Genomic DNA, 15,472 nt, shown 5'->3' with positions numbered 1-15,472 from the left:
GCTGGAACTATTCGTGATCAGTTATAGCGGCTGGCGACACGCCAGCTGGTGGCAGGCTGCTGACGGTCGGGCGGCTATGGGATACGGCACGGCGTGCAATGCAAACGCTGCATCTCAATCCGGCACACGGCGCTCGCACCCCGCAGCAACTCCAGGCGCAGCGTACCCGCTGCGACGGCGCAGCCTCAGCGACAGGCGTGCCCGTCTTCATCGGTCGGAATCAGCCCGGCGCCCGCCAGCATGCCGTCGACGCGGGTGCGGACATACGCCGCATCCTCGGGCTCGGCACTGCGCAGCAACGCTTCAGCGCGCGCCTGAAAATCCAGGTAGTCGAAGTCCGCATCGTCGTCGGCAGCCAGGTGTGGCAGTTCGTCCTGCAGTGCATCCAGGCGGGTATCGAGCTCTTCGCGGCTAGGCATGGCGGACTCCAACGACAAAGGCCATACGGTTGCGGCAAGGCCGTCAAGAATGTGCGAAGCCCCGCCGTGCAACGCTTCATTTTCCTACCCATTGCGGTGGTGTCCGCATACTCAACTTTGGCAGGGCCGGGCCGATAATGGTGCCGACTCCTACAGAACCTTCCATGTGATCCTCCACCTGCGGCGGGATTTCCGCCTCGGCATCGTCAAGATGCTTGGGCCAATCACCGCGCTGTTGCTTTGCCTCTATGCGGTGTACCTGGCCATGACTGGCCAGGTGGTTGCGTGCCTGATCACTGCGGTCGTGGGCGTGCTGGCGATCTGGCGCGGCTGGCAGATGCGCGATGCCGAACAGACCGGCACCGGCGGGGTCTGGCTGGCGTCGATCAATGTCGCCGGCTGCCTGGTGGCTTGCTGGACCGGGGGCGACGGTGCCCTGCCCTGGCTGTTTCCGGTGCTGGCAACCAATTATTTCTTGTGCGGGCCACAACGCGCGGTGTTGCTGAGCCTGCCGTTGATGGCAGCGCTATTGTTCTTGCCCGGCCTGATCGTCAGCCCCGGCCAGGGCGTGTCGACGGTGGTGGTGACGCTGGTGACGCTGGCGGTGGGCTATGCGTTCTCGCTGCGCATGCAGGACGACCGCGTGCATCTGGAAGAATTGGCCTCGCTGGACGCGCTGACCGGGTTGCCCAACCGGCGCATGCTCGAACGCGCGCTCTCCCATCAGATCGACCAGCGCCAGCCGCAGGAGCGGCTGAACAGCCTGATCATTCTCGACCTGGATCATTTCAAGGAGGTCAACGATCTCTACGGGCACGCCGCCGGCGATGCGGCGCTGTCGGACCTGGCGACCATCCTGCGCTACGAAGTGCGTGAGCCACATCAGGTCTTCCGCTTCGGTGGCGAAGAGTTCGTGGTGCTGCTGCGTGCCGGCTCGCTGGCCGAACTGGAAGCGGCTACCGAGCGCCTGCGCAAGGTGATCCGTAACGGACTGCGTGGCCCGGGCGGGCGGATCACGGTGTCGCTGGGGGCCGCGCGCCACGATGGCGAGACCCACTGGCAGGACTGGTTTTCGCGCGCCGATGCGGCGCTGTATCTGGCCAAGAACAGTGGCCGCGACAGCGTGCGGGTGGCCGACTGAGCGCAGCGCGCGCCAACCCGGACGGCGGCACGCGCGCCATCTGCCTGCCGATGGCGCATCCCTGAGCGGGATGCCCCACTGCGGTCGCGACGGGGCGGCCCACTGGCCGCCCCGCGCGTCCATCAACGCTTGACCACCGCCACCGGAGCGGCGGGCGCTTCGCCCTGCTTCCAGCCGCCAAGCGCCTTGTACACCCCGACCACACCGACATTGACGGCCGCCTCGGCGCGCGCCAGGGCATCGTCCGCTGCCAGCTGGGTGCGCTGCGCATCCAGCAGGGTGAGGAAGTCCTCCGAGCCCTCGCGATAGCGGATCTGCGCCAACTGCTCCGCTCGCCGCGCAGCGTTGGCCTGCTCCACGACGATCGCCAGACGTGCCTGCTGGCGGCCGTACCCGATCAAGGCGTTTTCGGTGTCTTCCAGTGCCAGCAGGACGGCCTGCTGGTACTGCGCCAATGCGCCCTCGGCCTGCGCCTTGCTCGCACGTAGGCGCGCGCGCACGGTGCCGAAGTCGAACGCCGCCCAGCTGATCGACGGGGTGATCGACCAGGCCTTGGCGTTGCCCTCGGTCAACCTGGCCGCATCGCCGGACAGGAAGCCGACAAACCCACTCACGCTGATGCGCGGGAACAGATCCGCCGTGGCCACACCGACCTGCGCGGTGGCCGCGGCCAGCCGGCGTTCGGCACTGCGCACATCCGGACGCTGACGCAGCAAGCCGGCAGTGTCGCCCAGCGGCAACGGGCGTGCGAACGCCGGCATGCTGCGTGCCACCAGGGTGGCATCCAGCGCATCGGGCTGTTGCCCCAGCAACACCGCCAGACGATGGCGGTACTGCGCTTCGGCGGTTTCCAGCAACGGAATATCCGCTTCGATCGCCTTCAACCGCGCCAGGCTGCTCTGCACATCCAGCTCGCTGCCGGCGCCCAGGTCCCAGCGCGTCTGCGTGAGTTTCTGGGTGTCGCGCAGATTGGTCAGGGTGCGCTTGGAGACGTCGAGCTGCTTCTGGGTGCCGCGCAATTCGAAGTAATTGCGCGCCACTTCCGCGGCGACGGTGACCTGCACGTCCTGCAGGTTGGCCTGCTCTGCATCCAGATCGGCGCGTGCGGCTTCCGACGCACGACGCTGGCGACCGAACAGGTCCAGTTCCCAGGCCGCATCCAGACCGAGCGTGGTCTGCTCGGTAAGGAAACGCTGGTTGCCGGCGATGACCTGCTGCTGCTCGCGGCGATCGAAGCTGCCCTGTGCGGTGATGTGCGGGGCCTGGTCGAGACGGCGCTCCACAAACACCGCGCGTGCCTGCTTCACCCGCGACACCGCAACGCGCAGGTCGTGGTTGGCGAACAGCGCATCGCGCACCAGTTGTTCCAGCACCGGGTCGTCGAATTGCGACCACCAGTTGCCGACCGGTGATTCGGCGCTGAAGGCCGCGTCCTGCGCGCCCTGCAGCGTCACCGAGGCGGGTGGGTCGGGCCGGTAATCCGGCCCGACCGCGCAACCGCTGAGCACCAGCGCGGCCAGTGCCGCGCCGAGCAATGTTCTTACCATGGCAAGGTCTCTCCCAGGTGGGTGTAGCTGCCGGTGGCGCCGTGCGCATCCAGCAGCGCCATCTGCACGCTGCTATACGCACCCTGCTCCACCTCGATCTCGCCGCCGCCACCGTTCATGTCGGTCTTGACGTAGCCCGGATGGATGGCATTGACCTTGATCGGGGTGTCGCGCAGTTCGTAGGCCAGATGCACGGTCCAGCTGTTCAACGCACTCTTGGAGGCGTTGTAGGCCGGCACCTTGAAGTCATAGATCGGCGAGCCGGGCTGGCTGTGCAAGGTCAACGAGCCAAGGATGCTCGACACGTTGACGATGCGCCCAGCCAGCGAACGACGCAGCAGCGGCAGGAACGCCTTGGTCACGCCAACCACCGCGAACAGGTTGGTGTCGAAGGTCCGCTTCCACGCATCCAGGCTCTGCTCGGAGGGCTTGCGCTGGATGTCTTCGACCATGATGCCGGCGTTGTTGACCAGGATGTCCAGGTGGCCATGGCGCTGCTCCACCGTGCCGACGGCAGCGGCGATGCTGATGTCGTCGTTGACGTCCAGTTGAATCGCTTCCACCGGCAGGCCTTCGGCCTGCAGCTTGAGCGCGGCGGCGACGGCGTCGTCGCGCTTGCGGCCGGCCAGCAGCGTGTGCACGCCGGCCTGGGCCAGTTGCCGAACGGTTTCCAGGCCGATGCCGCGGGTGGCGCCGGTGACCAGTGCGATCTTGGTGTTGCTCATGTGGTGAATCCTCTTTAATTGGGGGAAGTGACGGGCTTACGCCTTGACGGCGTCATGCGAAACGGCAGCCGGTGCAGCGGGACCGCGACGGGTCACCCACTTGCGCAGTGCCACATAGAAAACAGGGGTCAGGAACAGGCCGAACAAGGTCACACCCAACATGCCGGCGAACACGGTGATGCCGGTGACCGAGCGCACTTCGGCGCCGGCACCATGGCCGAACACCAGCGGCACGGTGCCGGCGATGAAGGCGATGGAGGTCATCACGATCGGGCGCAGACGCAGGCGGCAGGCTTCCAGTGCGGCTTCCACGATGCCCTTGCCGTGCATTTCGAGTTCGCGGGCGAACTCCACGATCAGGATCGCGTTCTTGCACGCCAGGCCCATCAACACCACCAGACCCACCTGCACGAACACGTTGTTGTCGCCACCGGTCAGCCACACACCGAACAAGGCAGACAGCAAGGTCATCGGCACGATCAGGATCACCGCCAGCGGCAAGGTCCAGCTTTCGTACAACGCGGCCAGCACCAGGAACGCCAGCAGCACCGCCATCGGAAACACGATCAACGCCGAGTTGCCCTGCGTGGACTGCTGATAACTCAGGTCGGTCCACTCGATGTTCATGCCGTTGGGCAACACCTGCGGTGCCATGCCGGCCAGCTTCTGCATCGCTTCGGTGGACGAGAGCACGCGCGGGTCCGCTTCACCGATGAGGTCGGCCGCCGGGTAGCCGTTGTAGCGGATCACCGGGTCCGGGCCGTAGGTCTGGCCCAGCGTGACCATGCTGCCGATCGGCACCATTTCGCCATTGGCGTTACGGGTACGCAGGTTGGCGATGTCTTCGACGCTGTCGCGGAACTGTCCATCGGCCTGGGCAATCACCTGATAGGTGCGACCGAAGCGATTGAAGTCGTTGATGTACGACGAGCCCAGGTAGGTCTGCAGCGTGTCGAACAGGTTGGTCAGCGGCACGCCCTGCGCCTTGGCCTTGTCGCGGTCGACCTTGGCATCGAGCTGCGGCACGTTGGCCTGGTAGGTACCGATCGGGAACTGCATGCCCGGCGTCTGCGAGATCGCACCGGACATCGCATTGACCGCGCTCTGCAGCTGGCCATAGCCCAGACCTGCACGGTCCTGGATGTACAGCGAGTAGCCCGAGCCCTGGCCCAACCCCAGGATCGGCGGCGGCATGAAGGCGAACGCAAAGCCCTGCTGGATCTGGCTGATGCGTGCATTGAGCTCGGCGTTGATCTGCACCGCGCTGCGGCTGCGCTGACTGAACGGCTTGAGCGTGATGAACACCGTGCCGGTGTTGGGCGTGTTGGTGAACTGCAGCGGATTCAGGCCGGGGAACGCGATGGTGTGATCCACGCCTTCGGTCTGCATCGCGATCTGGCTGATCTGACGGATCACCTCGTTGGTGCGCTCCAGCGAGGCGCCTTCCGGCAGTTTGGTGCCGGCAATCAGGTACAGCTTGTCCTGGGTCGGAATGAACCCGCCCGGCACCAGCTTGAACATGAAACCGGTGCCGACCAGCAGCAGCAGATACACCATGAACACCGCGCCGCGCTTGCTCAGGGTGCGCGACACCGCGCCCTGGTACTTGTGCGAGCTGCTATTGAAAAAGCGGTTGAACGGACGGAACACCCAGCCGAACAGACGGTCGATCAATCGCGACGGGCCGTCCTTCGGCGCGTCGTGCGCCTTGAGTAGCATGGCCGCCAGTGCCGGCGACAAGGTCAGCGAATTGATCGCCGAAATCACCGTGGAAATGGCGATGGTCACCGCGAACTGCTTGTAGAACTGGCCGGTCACGCCCGACAGGAACGCCATCGGCACGAACACCGCGCACAGCACCAGCGCGATGGCGATGATCGGCCCGGACACTTCGCGCATCGCCTGGTGCGCAGCGGCCAACGGGCTCAGCCCTTCTTCGATATTGCGCTCGACGTTTTCCACCACCACGATCGCGTCGTCGACCACGATGCCGATCGCCAGCACCAGCCCGAACAGGCTCAGCGTGTTGATCGAAAAGCCCAGCAGATACAGGGCGGCAAACGTACCGACCACCGACACCGGCACCGCCAGCAACGGAATGATCGACGCGCGCCAGGTCTGCAGGAACAGGATCACCACCAGAACCACCAGCAGCACCGCTTCCAGCAAGGTGTGCACCACTGCGCTGATCGAGTCACGCACGAACACGGTGGGGTCGTACGCGGCCGACCAGGCCATGTCCTGCGGGAACTGCTTTTCCAGCTCGGCCATCTTGGCGCGCACTGCATCGGACAGTTCGATCGCGTTGGCACCGGGCGACTGGAACACGCCCATGCCCACCGCGTTCTGGTTGTCCAGCTGCGAGCGCAGGGTGTAGTTGCCGGCGCCCAGTTCCAGACGCGCCACATCGCTCAACCGCACGATCTCACCGCTGTTGCCGCTGCGGATGACGATGTTGCCGAACTCTTCTTCGGTGGTGAGGCGGCCCTGCGCATTGATCGAGAGCAGGAAATCGCTCTTGTTGGGCATGGGTTCTGCGCCGAGCTGGCCGGCGGAGACCTGCACGTTCTGCTCGCGAATGGCGGCAACCACATCGCTGGCGGTCAGGCCGCGCGCGGCCACCTTGTCCGGATTCAACCAGATGCGCATGGCGTAATCGCCGGCACCGAACACGCGGATCTGGCCCACGCCAGGCAGGCGCGACAACTCGTCCTTGACCTTCAAGGTGGCGTAGTTGCTCAGGTACAGCGAGTCGTACTTGCCCTTGGGCGAGGTCAGATGCACCACCATGGTCAGCGTGGGCGACTGCTTCTGCGTGGTCACGCCCTGGCGGCGCACGTCTTCGGGCAGACGCGCCTGCGCCTGGCTGACGCGGTTCTGCACCTGCACCTGCGCCTGGTCCGGGTCGGTGCCCGGCTTGAAGGTCACGGTGACCATCAGCACGCCGTCCGAGCCGGCGACCGACTTCATGTACATCATGTTTTCCACGCCGTTGATGGCTTCCTCAAGCGGCGTGGCGACGGTCTCGGCGATGACCTTGGGATTGGCGCCCGGATACACCGCGCGCACCTGCACGCTCGGCGGTACCACTTCGGGGTATTCGCTGATCGGCAGCAGCGGCATGGCGATCAGGCCGGCCGCGAAGATGATGATCGACAGCACCGCGGCAAAGATCGGCCGGTCGATGAAAAAACGGGAAAAGTCCATTGGGGTGGTCCTGGAAGAGGTTGCCGCCGGGTGGCGGCGCGGCACGGCGGCCCCGAGCCGGCCAGATGGAAAGGCCGGCGTTCATGGGCTGCGCTGCAGCGATGAATCAGTTCGAAGCGGTGCGTTTGTCCGCTGCCGGCGCCGGTGCCATGGCCACGGCCTTGGCGTCGACCGGCATTCCGGGCATGAAGATCTTCTGCACGCCGTCGACCACGACACGGTCACCGGCCGCCAGGCCCTTGCGCACGATGCGCAGACCATCGGCACTACGGCCGAGCTCCACATCGCGCCGCTGCGCCTTGCCGTCCTTGTCGACCACGTAGACGTACTTGCGGTCCTGGTCGGTCAGCACGGCCTTTTCGTCCACCAGCATGGCCTTGAACTGGCCGCTGCCCAGCAGCTGCACGTGGGCGTAGAGGCCCGGCGTGAACTGCCGCTGCGCGTTGTCCAGCACCGCACGCACGCGGATGGTGCCGGTGCTACGGGTCACCTGGTTGTCCAGGAAATCCACCCGTCCTTCGTGCGGAAAGCCCTGCTCACCGACCAGGCCGATGCGCACCGGCAATTGACCGCCGCGTTCGTCCGGACGCTCGCCGTTGCGGGCCATCTGCGAATAGCGCAGGAAGGTGCCTTCGTCGGCATCGAAATAGACAAACACCTTGTCCAGCGACACCAGCGTGGTCAGCACGCTGGCGCTGTCGCTGGCGGTGACCAGGTTGCCGGCGGTGACCATCGCCCGCCCGGCGCGGCCGTCGATCGGCGCACGCACGCGGCTCCAGTCCAGGTTGAGCCTGGCGGTGTCTACCGCGGCCTGTGCGGCCAGCAGGTCGGCATCGGCCTGATCGGCGGCGGCGCGGCGCTGCTCCCAGGTTTCGGTGGAAATGGCCTGCTGGTCGGAGAGTTTGCGTGCACGCGCGGCTTCGCTGCGCGCCAGCGTGGCCTGGGTGCGGGCCCGCACCAGCGCGGCATTGGCGCGGGCGAAATCGGCGCGGTAGCTACGGTCGTCGATGCTGAAGAGCACATCACCCTTCTTCACTTCCGCACCTTCGGTGTAGTTGACCTTGTCGATGTAGCCGGACACGCGCGGACGCAGCTCGACGCTTTCCACCGGCTCGATCCGGCCGCTGAATTCGTCCCACTGGCTGATTTCCTTGATCAGCACCGGGGCGACACTGACGCTGGGCGGTGGCGGTGCGCCGGTCTGCGCAGCGCCGCCGCCACAGGCGGCAAGCACCACCGCGAGCACGGCGGCCGTCAGCACGGGACGCATGGGGAAACGGAACGGGGTGGCGTTCGGGGTCATGGAGACATCTCTCGAGTGGGGATAGGCAAATGCAGACCGGCCAGCCGGTCCACCGACGGGGCGGAGGGCAGACGACGGCTGACGGTCACGATGGGTTGTCCGGGCTGGCCGGGCCCGGCGATCAGGGAGACGGCGGCGCGCCCGACATCCACGGCGCGAATCCATTCCGGACAGGCCTCCTTGGCGCGGCCGGGCGTACACACCGGTTGCTCGACCGAGAGCAGGTGCACGCGCACGCCCAGCGGCTTGGCTTCTTCATGCAGCACCTGGGCCAGCATGCGGGTGGCGGCGGCGGCGACCGAGCGGTCGCCATGCGCCGACCAGGCACGCAGCGCGCAGGGGCTGCCGAGCAACAGATAGCGGCCGCCACCGTCGGCCTCGGCCAGCAGCGGCAGCAGGTGGCGGGCAGCAGCCAGATGCGGCAATACGTCGCGCTCCAGGCGGCGGCGCAACGCCGCCACCGGCCGGTCCAGCAGGCGCCCGGCCTTGGGCGGGCTACCCAGGCTGGCGATCACTGCGCCCAGCGGACGTGGGCGCTGGGCCAGCTCGGTGGCCAGGGCCAGCGCGGACGCATCGTCGGCGACCGAGCCGCGCAAGGTATCCAGCAACGGCGAATCGCCATGCTCGGCACGCAGCGCCGCCAGCTTGGCGGCATCACGTCCAATCACCAGCACCGGCATGCCGGCGTCGAGCAGCGCGGCGACGATGCCCGCGCCCACGCTGCCCGCACCGCCTATGACCGCCGTCTCGGATTGGACCATCCCGGTCATGGGACTTTCACTCCCGACATCGGGACAATTCCACGCTGTGCCCAGCGCGCCGGCAGTCCAGTCCGCCGCGCGGGCGCGCCGCCGGCCTGCCGTTTCGGCGATGCGGCAAATGCACGCGAAACGCTGGCGCGCTGGCTTTTTACCGAGGAAACCACCGGATCGAAGGCGCTTTCGATGGCGTTGCGGGACGCGGAAGACAAACCGAAGACATCGCACAACCACATGGCCGTGCTCCTGCATGAAGGGGATGCCGCATAAGCTAGGCCTCAAAGCAGCACTTGATTAGTCCGGATTTAGGGGAATAATCGTCCCGCAAGCGGTCTAATCCCTCCTGACCCTCGGAAGGCAGTCCCATGACACACGATCTCAACGACACCCTGATCTTCGTCAAGGTGGTCGAACAGGGCAGCTTCATCGCCGCCGCCAACGCGCTCGGCCTGCCCAAGACCACCGTGAGCCGCAAGGTGCAGGAACTGGAAACGCGCCTGGGTGCGCGCCTGCTGCACCGGACCACGCGTCGCATCGGCCTGACCGAAGCCGGTTCGGTGTACCACGAGCATTGCCAGCGCATTGCCCGCGAGCTGGAAGAAGCCGAAAGCGCGGTGGGGCAACTGCAATCGGGCCCGCGCGGCTGGTTGCGTTTCACCGTGCCGTATTCGCTGGGCATCACCTGGATCGCGCCATTACTGGGTGAATTCCACGCGCAATATCCGGAAATCCAGCTGGACATGCATCTGGGCAACGAGAAGCTGGACCTGATCGGCGGCGAAGCCGATCTGGCGCTGCGCGTCGGCGCCCTGCCCGATTCGAATCTGGTCGCGCGCAAACTCGGCAGCCTGCGCACGCAGGTGTTCGCCAGCCCGTCCTACATCGAGCGCTATGGCGAGCCACTGCATCCGGACGAGCTGCAATTCCATCGCACGCTGGCGCTGCGCAAGAACCGCAACGTGCACAACAACCGCTTTTTTTGGTCGCTCAGCGACGGCAGCGATGTGCGCGACTTCCCGGTCAATCCGCTGATGGTGGCCAACGACCCGGCTGCGCTCAACGGCGCAGTACTGTGCGGCGAAGGCTTGTTGCTGACCGGCGATGTGATGGCCAAGCCATTCGTGCAAACGGGCCTGGTGCGCCGCGTGCTGGCCGGATGGACCGGGCCGGAGGTGGACTTCAATGCCGTGTTCGCCGGCGGTCGATTGGTGTCGCCGAAGGTGCGTGCATTCGTGGACTTTCTGGTGACGCGGATGAACTTCGACGCGGACTACATGATGGCGCAGTGCCCTGCCCGTCTGGCCGCGCAAAAAGCCGACAACGACGCGAAAGTCGAAGTGGGCGCAGAAGCGGAACTACGCGCCGAGGGCAAGCGCATTCTGGAAAACGTCACGGCCTAAGATCGCTTCAAGCAGTCGCTCAATGGAGTAATCCTTCTCCCACTCAGGAGAAGGTGCCCAAAAGGCGGATGAGGGTACGTCTGCGAGCGATGGTTGAATGCCGGTGCGTGTTGCATCAAAGCGATGTAGCGCCAAGCCGTTGAGCAACACAGGTCCCGGACTATCTAGATCAGAAGCTTGGTTAGTCGAGTGCGCGGGGCCCTCGCCAGGCAGCTGGCTGGTGTTTTTTTGAAAACTCTGCACACCGACCAACTTGACTGGTCCTTGCCCGCTCACCGTCGCGGGACCTTGAGCGGCATGGATGCCGCGCCAGAGCCTCCAGGGACGGATTCACGGCGTGTCCCGCGGTGGTGAGCGGGCAAGGGCCATGCAGCAAACGCAAAGACGTCGAGTGCGCGGTGCCCTCACCGCTCGCGGGACACGCCGTTAACCCATCCATGGGGGCTCGATGGCGGCATCCATGCCGCCAACGGTCCCGCAATCGGCGAGGACACCGCACCAGAGAGTTGGCTGGCTGTTTTATTGAAAGCTCTGCGCAACGAGCAACTTGACTGGTCCTTGCCCGCTCACCGTCGCGGGACCTTGAGCGGCATGGATGCCGCGCCAGAGCTACATTGACGTACTTGTACTTGCAGCGTGTCCTGAGAGGGTGGGCGGGCAAGGGGTCTGCAGCCCAAACGCAGATCAGCCGCTTTTGATCACCAGAAATGCAGCGCAAAAAAACAGGCCGCTTTCGCGGCCTGCTTTTCAATACATCGCGGGCCAGTCGAATCGACCAACCCACGATTCAATGCAGCACACTCACCGCATGCCGGTATTGCTGGCGGCGCCTTCGGCGCGCAACGGAATCAGGCGAATCTCGACGCGACGGTTCTGTGCGCGGCCGGCATCGGTGCTGTTGTCGGCAATCGGGTAACGCTTGCCGGCGCCCATGGTTTCCATGCGCTCGCGTTGCACGCCCTGCGCGGTCAGGTATTGCGCCACGGCACCGGCGCGTTCTTCGGACAGGCGCTGGTTGACCGCATCGCTACCGACGCTGTCGGTGTGCCCAACCACTTCCACCATGGTCTGGTTGTACTCGCGCAGCGTGGACGCGACCCCGTTGAGCGCACTGTAGAACTGCGGCTTCAACGCGGACTTGCCGAAGTCGAAGGTGATCCCGTCGGGCAGGTTCAAGGTGATGTTGTCGCCCTGACGCTGCACTTCGATACCGGTATTGGCGGTGCGCTCGCGCAGTGCGCGTTCCTGGCGGTCCTGGTACTGGCCGACTGCTGCACCACTCAGCGCGCCGATGCCGGCACCGACCATGGCATGCTGGCGACGCTCGGTGGCGCTGTCGCCGGTGAGCAGACCTGCAGCCACACCGATGGCGGTACCGATCAGCGCATTGCGGCCGGTGCGGTTCTGCTGTTGCGTCTGCTCGCCGTACTGATCGCGCTGCACATACGAGCCGCCGGTCGCGCAGGCTGACAGCGCGATGGCGCTGGCCAGTGCAACGGCGAGGCTCTTGGTGGCTGCTGGGGACATGGTGCTCTCCTATCGCCGGACCATCCGGCGCTCAATCGTGTGCGCGAGGATAAACAGACCAACGCGACTGGCGCATGATGAAAGTGGGCGACGACGACGCGCAGCGGGTTGTCCATTCAGGAAAACGTTTTCTCGCGCGCATCATGGCAACGCAGTCGTTGCGTGCCGGCCCACCGGCCGTGCAGCCGCACCAGGATGACACGTGGCGTACTTGAAAAGCGCCACATTGCATCGGCGCGCGGACCAAAATGCATTGCTGTCGCCAGTCATCAGCCGCGCGTTTTTGCATACGCCGCCAGTGCGGCGTCACGTCCTTCGGCCAGCCCGATGATGGGCGATCGCGGATACTCCGGCGCAAGCCGCGCCAGCGACAGCGGATACAGCCACGGAGCGAAGCGTTCCTTCACTGCAAGCTTGCCGAGCTCGGGCACCCAGCGGGTGATGTAGGCCGCTTGCGGATCGAACTTTTCTGCCTGCGTCACCGGATTGAACACGCGGAAATACGGCGCGGCATCGGCGCCGGTGCCAGCGACCCATTGCCACCCCATGGTGTTGTTGGCCAGGTCTGCATCCACCAGCGTGTCCCAGAACCAACGCGCGCCTTCGACCCAGTGCACGCGCAGATGCTTGCACAACAGGCTGGCCACGATCATGCGAACGCGGTTGTGCATCCAGCCGGTGTGCCAGAGTTGCCGCATGCCGGCATCGACGATCGGAATGCCGGTGCGGCCACGTTGCCAGGCCTGCAGTACCACTGGATCGGCCTTTGCCCACGCGAAGCCTTCGAAACGCGGATTGAGATTCCGGTTGGTGGTGTCCGGGAAATGATGCAGCAGGTGATACGCAAAATCGCGCCAACCCAACTGGCGGATGTAGCCATCGATTTCAGCACCGTTGCGCGCGTTGCGATGCGCTTCCAGGGTGCCGGCAATCCGCCACGGCGCGATCTCGCCGAAGTGCAGATGCGGCGATAGCTGCGAGGTACCGACACGATCGGGTCGGTCGCGATTGTCGCGATACCCGTCGAGCGCGCCATCGATGAAGATCTCCAGCATTTCGTGCGCGCCCGCCTCGCCAGGCTGCCAGTGCTCCCAGAAGCCGGTGTCCCACTTCACGTTCGGGCGCAGCGCCAGCGACTCCAGCGCGACGGACGGCAGCGTTGCCGGCAATGGCGGCAGGCTACGCGGTGCGGCCACCGCGGCCGGCAGCTGCAGCTGTGTCAGCGCATTGCGCCAGAACGGCGTGAACACCTTGTACGGCCCGCCCTGCTGCGTGGAGAGCTGCCATGGCTCGAACAACAACGATGCATTGCAGCTCTGCACCTCGATGCTGCGCTCGCGCAGGTTGCGCTTGATCTGCGCATCGCGCGACTGGGTCGCCGGTTCGTATTTGCGGTTCCAGTACACCGCCACCGCACCGGTCTGGGCGATCACCTCCCCCAGCACCTGCTCGCTGCTGCCGGTCCGCACGACCAGCCCACTGCCCAGCGCGCGCAACGATGCCTCCAGCGCTGCGAGCGAGTGATGCCGCCAGCTGCGCGAGGCCGCACCGGGTGTCCATTCGCCTTCTTCGTGTGGCGCATCGATATACAGCGGGATCGGATGGTGCCCGGCATCGAGTGCGGCACGCAGGGCCGGGTTGTCCTCCAGGCGCAGATCGCGACGGAACCAGACGATGGCGTATGACATGCGGACTCGGCAGCGGCGGTGAGGCTGCGCAGCATAAGCCAGCAAACGCAACGATGGCGCGATGCCGGGCGGCGTTCACTGCCGGCATGCCGATCAGCATGCTGCGCATGCGCATTGGCAGATAGCGCGCCGCAATCGCCGCGCAAGTGCCAGCGCAGCGACATCGCCGCCATCACGCGCCCGCGCGTAGCGGGCGACGCGGGGCATGCCGCGCCACCGCCGTCCAACGCCCTCCACGCGCACGGGCACCGGCCGCGCGGCCGTTACTCGAAGCTGCCCACCGAATCGTGCGCCAGATTGTCGAAACGGGTGTATTCGCCGAAGAACTTGAGCTTGCACGCACCGGTCGGCCCGCCGCGGTGCTTGCCGATGATGATCTCGGCCAGGCCCTTGTCCGGCGAATTTTCCTTGTTGTAGTAATCGTCGCGGTAGATGAAGACGATCATGTCCGCGTCCTGCTCGATTGCGCCCGATTCGCGCAGGTCGGCCATCACCGGGCGCTTGTCGGTGCGCGTTTCCAGCGAGCGGTTGAGCTGCGACAGCGCGATCACCGGCACGTTGAGCTCCTTGGCCAGGCCCTTGAGTCCACGTGAGATTTCCGAGATTTCGGTTGCGCGGTTCTCGCTGTTGCCCGGCACCGACATCAGCTGCAGGTAGTCGATCACGATCAGGCCCAGATCGTGTTCGCGCTTGAGCCGGCGGCACTTGGACCGCAGCACCTCCGGCGACACGCCAGGCGTGTCGTCGATGAAGATCTTGGTTTCCTTCAGCATCTTGATCGCGCCGGTCACGCGCGCCCAATCCTCGTCTTCCAGCGCGCCGGTGCGCAGACGCTGCGCGTTGATGCGGCCGTTCGACGAGATCAGGCGCATCGCCAGCTGCGAGGCCGACATTTCCATCGAAAAGACCGCCACGCCCTTCTTGGATTTGATCGCGGCGTATTCGGCGATGTTCAGCGCAAAGGTGGTCTTGCCCATGGCCGGACGTGCCGCCAGGATGATCAGGTCGGTCGGCTGCAGGCCGGCGGTCATCGCGTCGAAATCGGTGTAGCCGGTGGGAAGGCCGGTGATGTTGCCGCCGTTTTCAAACCGGTTGCGCAGCTCTTCGAAGGCATCCTTCAGGGCGCCCGGCATCGCGACGAAATCGGTGCGGCCGCGCGCGCCGGCTTCGGCGATCTTGAACACCGCTTTTTCCGCGGCCGACAGCAATTCCACGCTCTCGCGGCCTTCCGGCTGGAAGCCATCGTTGACGATGGTGGTCCCCACCTCGATCAGCTGCCGCAGCACCGCCTTGTCGCGCACGATTTCCGCATAGGCGGCGATGTTGGCCGCCGACGGCGTGGTGCTGGCCAGCTCGATCAGGTAGGCGCCATCGCCCACCTGCTCCAGCTTGCCCTGCGACTCGAACCACTCGCCCAGGGTCACCGCATCGAACGGGCGGTCCTTCTCATTCAATTCGCGGATGGCGCGGTAGATCAGCCGGTGATCGCGCCGGTAGAAGTCGTTTTCGGTGAGCTGGTCGTTGACCCGGTCGAATGCGTCCGGCGCCAGCATCAGCCCGCCCAGCACCGCCTGCTCGGCCTCCACCGAATGCGGCGGTACCCGCAGCTGGTCCAGACGCGGCTCGGGACGATCGTAATCGTCGTCGTCGCGATCGCGATTGCGCTTGGAACGGAAACCAGGACGAGCAGACATGGACGAACAGACCTGACGCGGGGAGACGAGGGCAGGAAGCATAGTCATCGGCGGCGCCGACGA

The 15,472-nt window shown here is 65.6% G+C and carries 12 protein-coding genes; 2 read left to right on the top strand and 10 right to left on the bottom strand.

Features of this window, described 5'->3' with window-relative positions:
- Positions 1-185: 185 nt before the first annotated feature.
- Positions 186-419 carry a hypothetical protein gene (locus tag ACCQ12_RS07515; RefSeq protein ID WP_372383292.1) on the bottom strand — a complete coding sequence of 78 codons (234 nt, stop codon included), beginning with the start codon at positions 417-419 and terminating at the stop codon, positions 186-188.
- Between the two features lie 166 nt (positions 420-585).
- Between ACCQ12_RS07515 and ACCQ12_RS07510 the strand changes: the two genes are divergently transcribed.
- Positions 586-1,560, top strand: a complete 975-nt coding sequence (locus ACCQ12_RS07510) for a GGDEF domain-containing protein (protein WP_047696757.1) — start codon at positions 586-588, stop codon at positions 1,558-1,560.
- Positions 1,561-1,682: 122 nt separating this feature from the next.
- Here ACCQ12_RS07510 and ACCQ12_RS07505 read toward each other — a convergent pair whose 3' ends face one another.
- The 6 genes from ACCQ12_RS07505 to ACCQ12_RS07480 all read right to left on the bottom strand — a co-directional run bounded on the left by ACCQ12_RS07505 (position 1,683) and on the right by ACCQ12_RS07480 (position 9,336).
- The gene (locus ACCQ12_RS07505; protein WP_166750363.1) at positions 1,683-3,107 is read right to left on the bottom strand and encodes an efflux transporter outer membrane subunit; all 1,425 of its coding nucleotides are present in this window, start codon (positions 3,105-3,107) and stop codon (positions 1,683-1,685) included.
- A complete protein-coding gene (locus tag ACCQ12_RS07500; protein ID WP_372383291.1) occupies positions 3,101-3,832 on the bottom strand; it encodes an SDR family oxidoreductase in 732 nt (243 codons plus the stop codon). Before ACCQ12_RS07500 ends, ACCQ12_RS07505 begins: the two co-directional genes overlap by 7 nt.
- 36 nt (positions 3,833-3,868) lie before the next feature.
- Positions 3,869-7,039 (bottom strand): efflux RND transporter permease subunit, encoded by a 3,171-nt coding sequence (locus tag ACCQ12_RS07495; protein ID WP_047696763.1) that lies wholly within the window; start codon positions 7,037-7,039, stop codon positions 3,869-3,871.
- A gap of 106 nt (positions 7,040-7,145) precedes the next feature.
- The gene (locus ACCQ12_RS07490; protein ID WP_372383290.1) at positions 7,146-8,342 is read right to left on the bottom strand and encodes an efflux RND transporter periplasmic adaptor subunit; all 1,197 of its coding nucleotides are present in this window, start codon (positions 8,340-8,342) and stop codon (positions 7,146-7,148) included.
- The gene (locus ACCQ12_RS07485; protein WP_047696767.1) at positions 8,339-9,112 is read right to left on the bottom strand and encodes an SDR family oxidoreductase; all 774 of its coding nucleotides are present in this window, start codon (positions 9,110-9,112) and stop codon (positions 8,339-8,341) included. Before ACCQ12_RS07485 ends, ACCQ12_RS07490 begins: the two co-directional genes overlap by 4 nt.
- Positions 9,109-9,336 carry a hypothetical protein gene (locus tag ACCQ12_RS07480; RefSeq protein ID WP_372383289.1) on the bottom strand — a complete coding sequence of 76 codons (228 nt, stop codon included), beginning with the start codon at positions 9,334-9,336 and terminating at the stop codon, positions 9,109-9,111. The genes ACCQ12_RS07485 and ACCQ12_RS07480 overlap by 4 nt, the downstream gene beginning before the upstream one ends.
- A 129-nt stretch (positions 9,337-9,465) precedes the next feature.
- Here ACCQ12_RS07480 and ACCQ12_RS07475 point away from each other — a divergent pair, with 129 nt between their 5' ends.
- Positions 9,466-10,500: an XC_2801 family transcriptional regulator gene (locus tag ACCQ12_RS07475; RefSeq protein WP_047696769.1), complete on the top strand. Its 1,035-nt coding sequence runs from the start codon at positions 9,466-9,468 to the stop codon at positions 10,498-10,500.
- 801 nt (positions 10,501-11,301) lie between these two features.
- Here ACCQ12_RS07475 and ACCQ12_RS07470 read toward each other — a convergent pair.
- From ACCQ12_RS07470 to ACCQ12_RS07460, 3 genes are all read right to left on the bottom strand, one after another.
- Positions 11,302-12,027: a YiaD family glycine zipper/OmpA-like lipoprotein gene (locus ACCQ12_RS07470; protein WP_039403338.1), complete on the bottom strand. Its 726-nt coding sequence runs from the start codon at positions 12,025-12,027 to the stop codon at positions 11,302-11,304.
- Between the two features lie 269 nt (positions 12,028-12,296).
- Positions 12,297-13,715, bottom strand: coding sequence for a cryptochrome/photolyase family protein (locus tag ACCQ12_RS07465; protein WP_372383288.1), 1,419 nt, complete (start codon positions 13,713-13,715; stop codon positions 12,297-12,299).
- Positions 13,716-13,978: 263 nt separating this feature from the next.
- Positions 13,979-15,409, bottom strand: coding sequence for a replicative DNA helicase (locus ACCQ12_RS07460; RefSeq protein WP_039403345.1), 1,431 nt, complete (start codon positions 15,407-15,409; stop codon positions 13,979-13,981).
- Between the last annotated feature and the right edge of the window lie 63 nt (positions 15,410-15,472).

It is taken from the genome of Xanthomonas sp. NCPPB 1068, from assembly GCF_041479385.2.
Classification (GTDB): Bacteria; Pseudomonadota; Gammaproteobacteria; order Xanthomonadales; family Xanthomonadaceae; genus Xanthomonas; species Xanthomonas cannabis.
The sequence above is the reverse complement of the archived record's forward strand: the minus strand, read 5'-3'. Positions and strand labels throughout refer to the sequence as shown.

Excerpts from the sequence above, each read along its gene's own strand:
- ACCQ12_RS07515 (WP_372383292.1), bottom strand. The coding sequence starts at position 419 with ATGCCTAGCCGCGAAGAGCTCGATACCCGCCTGGATGCACTGCAGGAC.
- ACCQ12_RS07505 (WP_166750363.1), bottom strand. The coding sequence starts at position 3,107 with ATGGTAAGAACATTGCTCGGCGCGGCACTGGCCGCGCTGGTGCTCAGC.
- ACCQ12_RS07500 (WP_372383291.1), bottom strand. The coding sequence starts at position 3,832 with ATGAGCAACACCAAGATCGCACTGGTCACCGGCGCCACCCGCGGCATC.
- ACCQ12_RS07495 (WP_047696763.1), bottom strand. The coding sequence starts at position 7,039 with ATGGACTTTTCCCGTTTTTTCATCGACCGGCCGATCTTTGCCGCGGTG.
- ACCQ12_RS07490 (WP_372383290.1), bottom strand. The coding sequence starts at position 8,342 with ATGACCCCGAACGCCACCCCGTTCCGTTTCCCCATGCGTCCCGTGCTG.
- ACCQ12_RS07485 (WP_047696767.1), bottom strand. The coding sequence starts at position 9,112 with ATGACCGGGATGGTCCAATCCGAGACGGCGGTCATAGGCGGTGCGGGC.
- ACCQ12_RS07480 (WP_372383289.1), bottom strand. The coding sequence starts at position 9,336 with ATGTGGTTGTGCGATGTCTTCGGTTTGTCTTCCGCGTCCCGCAACGCC.
- ACCQ12_RS07475 (WP_047696769.1), top strand. The coding sequence starts at position 9,466 with ATGACACACGATCTCAACGACACCCTGATCTTCGTCAAGGTGGTCGAA.
- ACCQ12_RS07470 (WP_039403338.1), bottom strand. The coding sequence starts at position 12,027 with ATGTCCCCAGCAGCCACCAAGAGCCTCGCCGTTGCACTGGCCAGCGCC.
- ACCQ12_RS07465 (WP_372383288.1), bottom strand. The coding sequence starts at position 13,715 with ATGTCATACGCCATCGTCTGGTTCCGTCGCGATCTGCGCCTGGAGGAC.
- ACCQ12_RS07460 (WP_039403345.1), bottom strand. The coding sequence starts at position 15,409 with ATGTCTGCTCGTCCTGGTTTCCGTTCCAAGCGCAATCGCGATCGCGAC.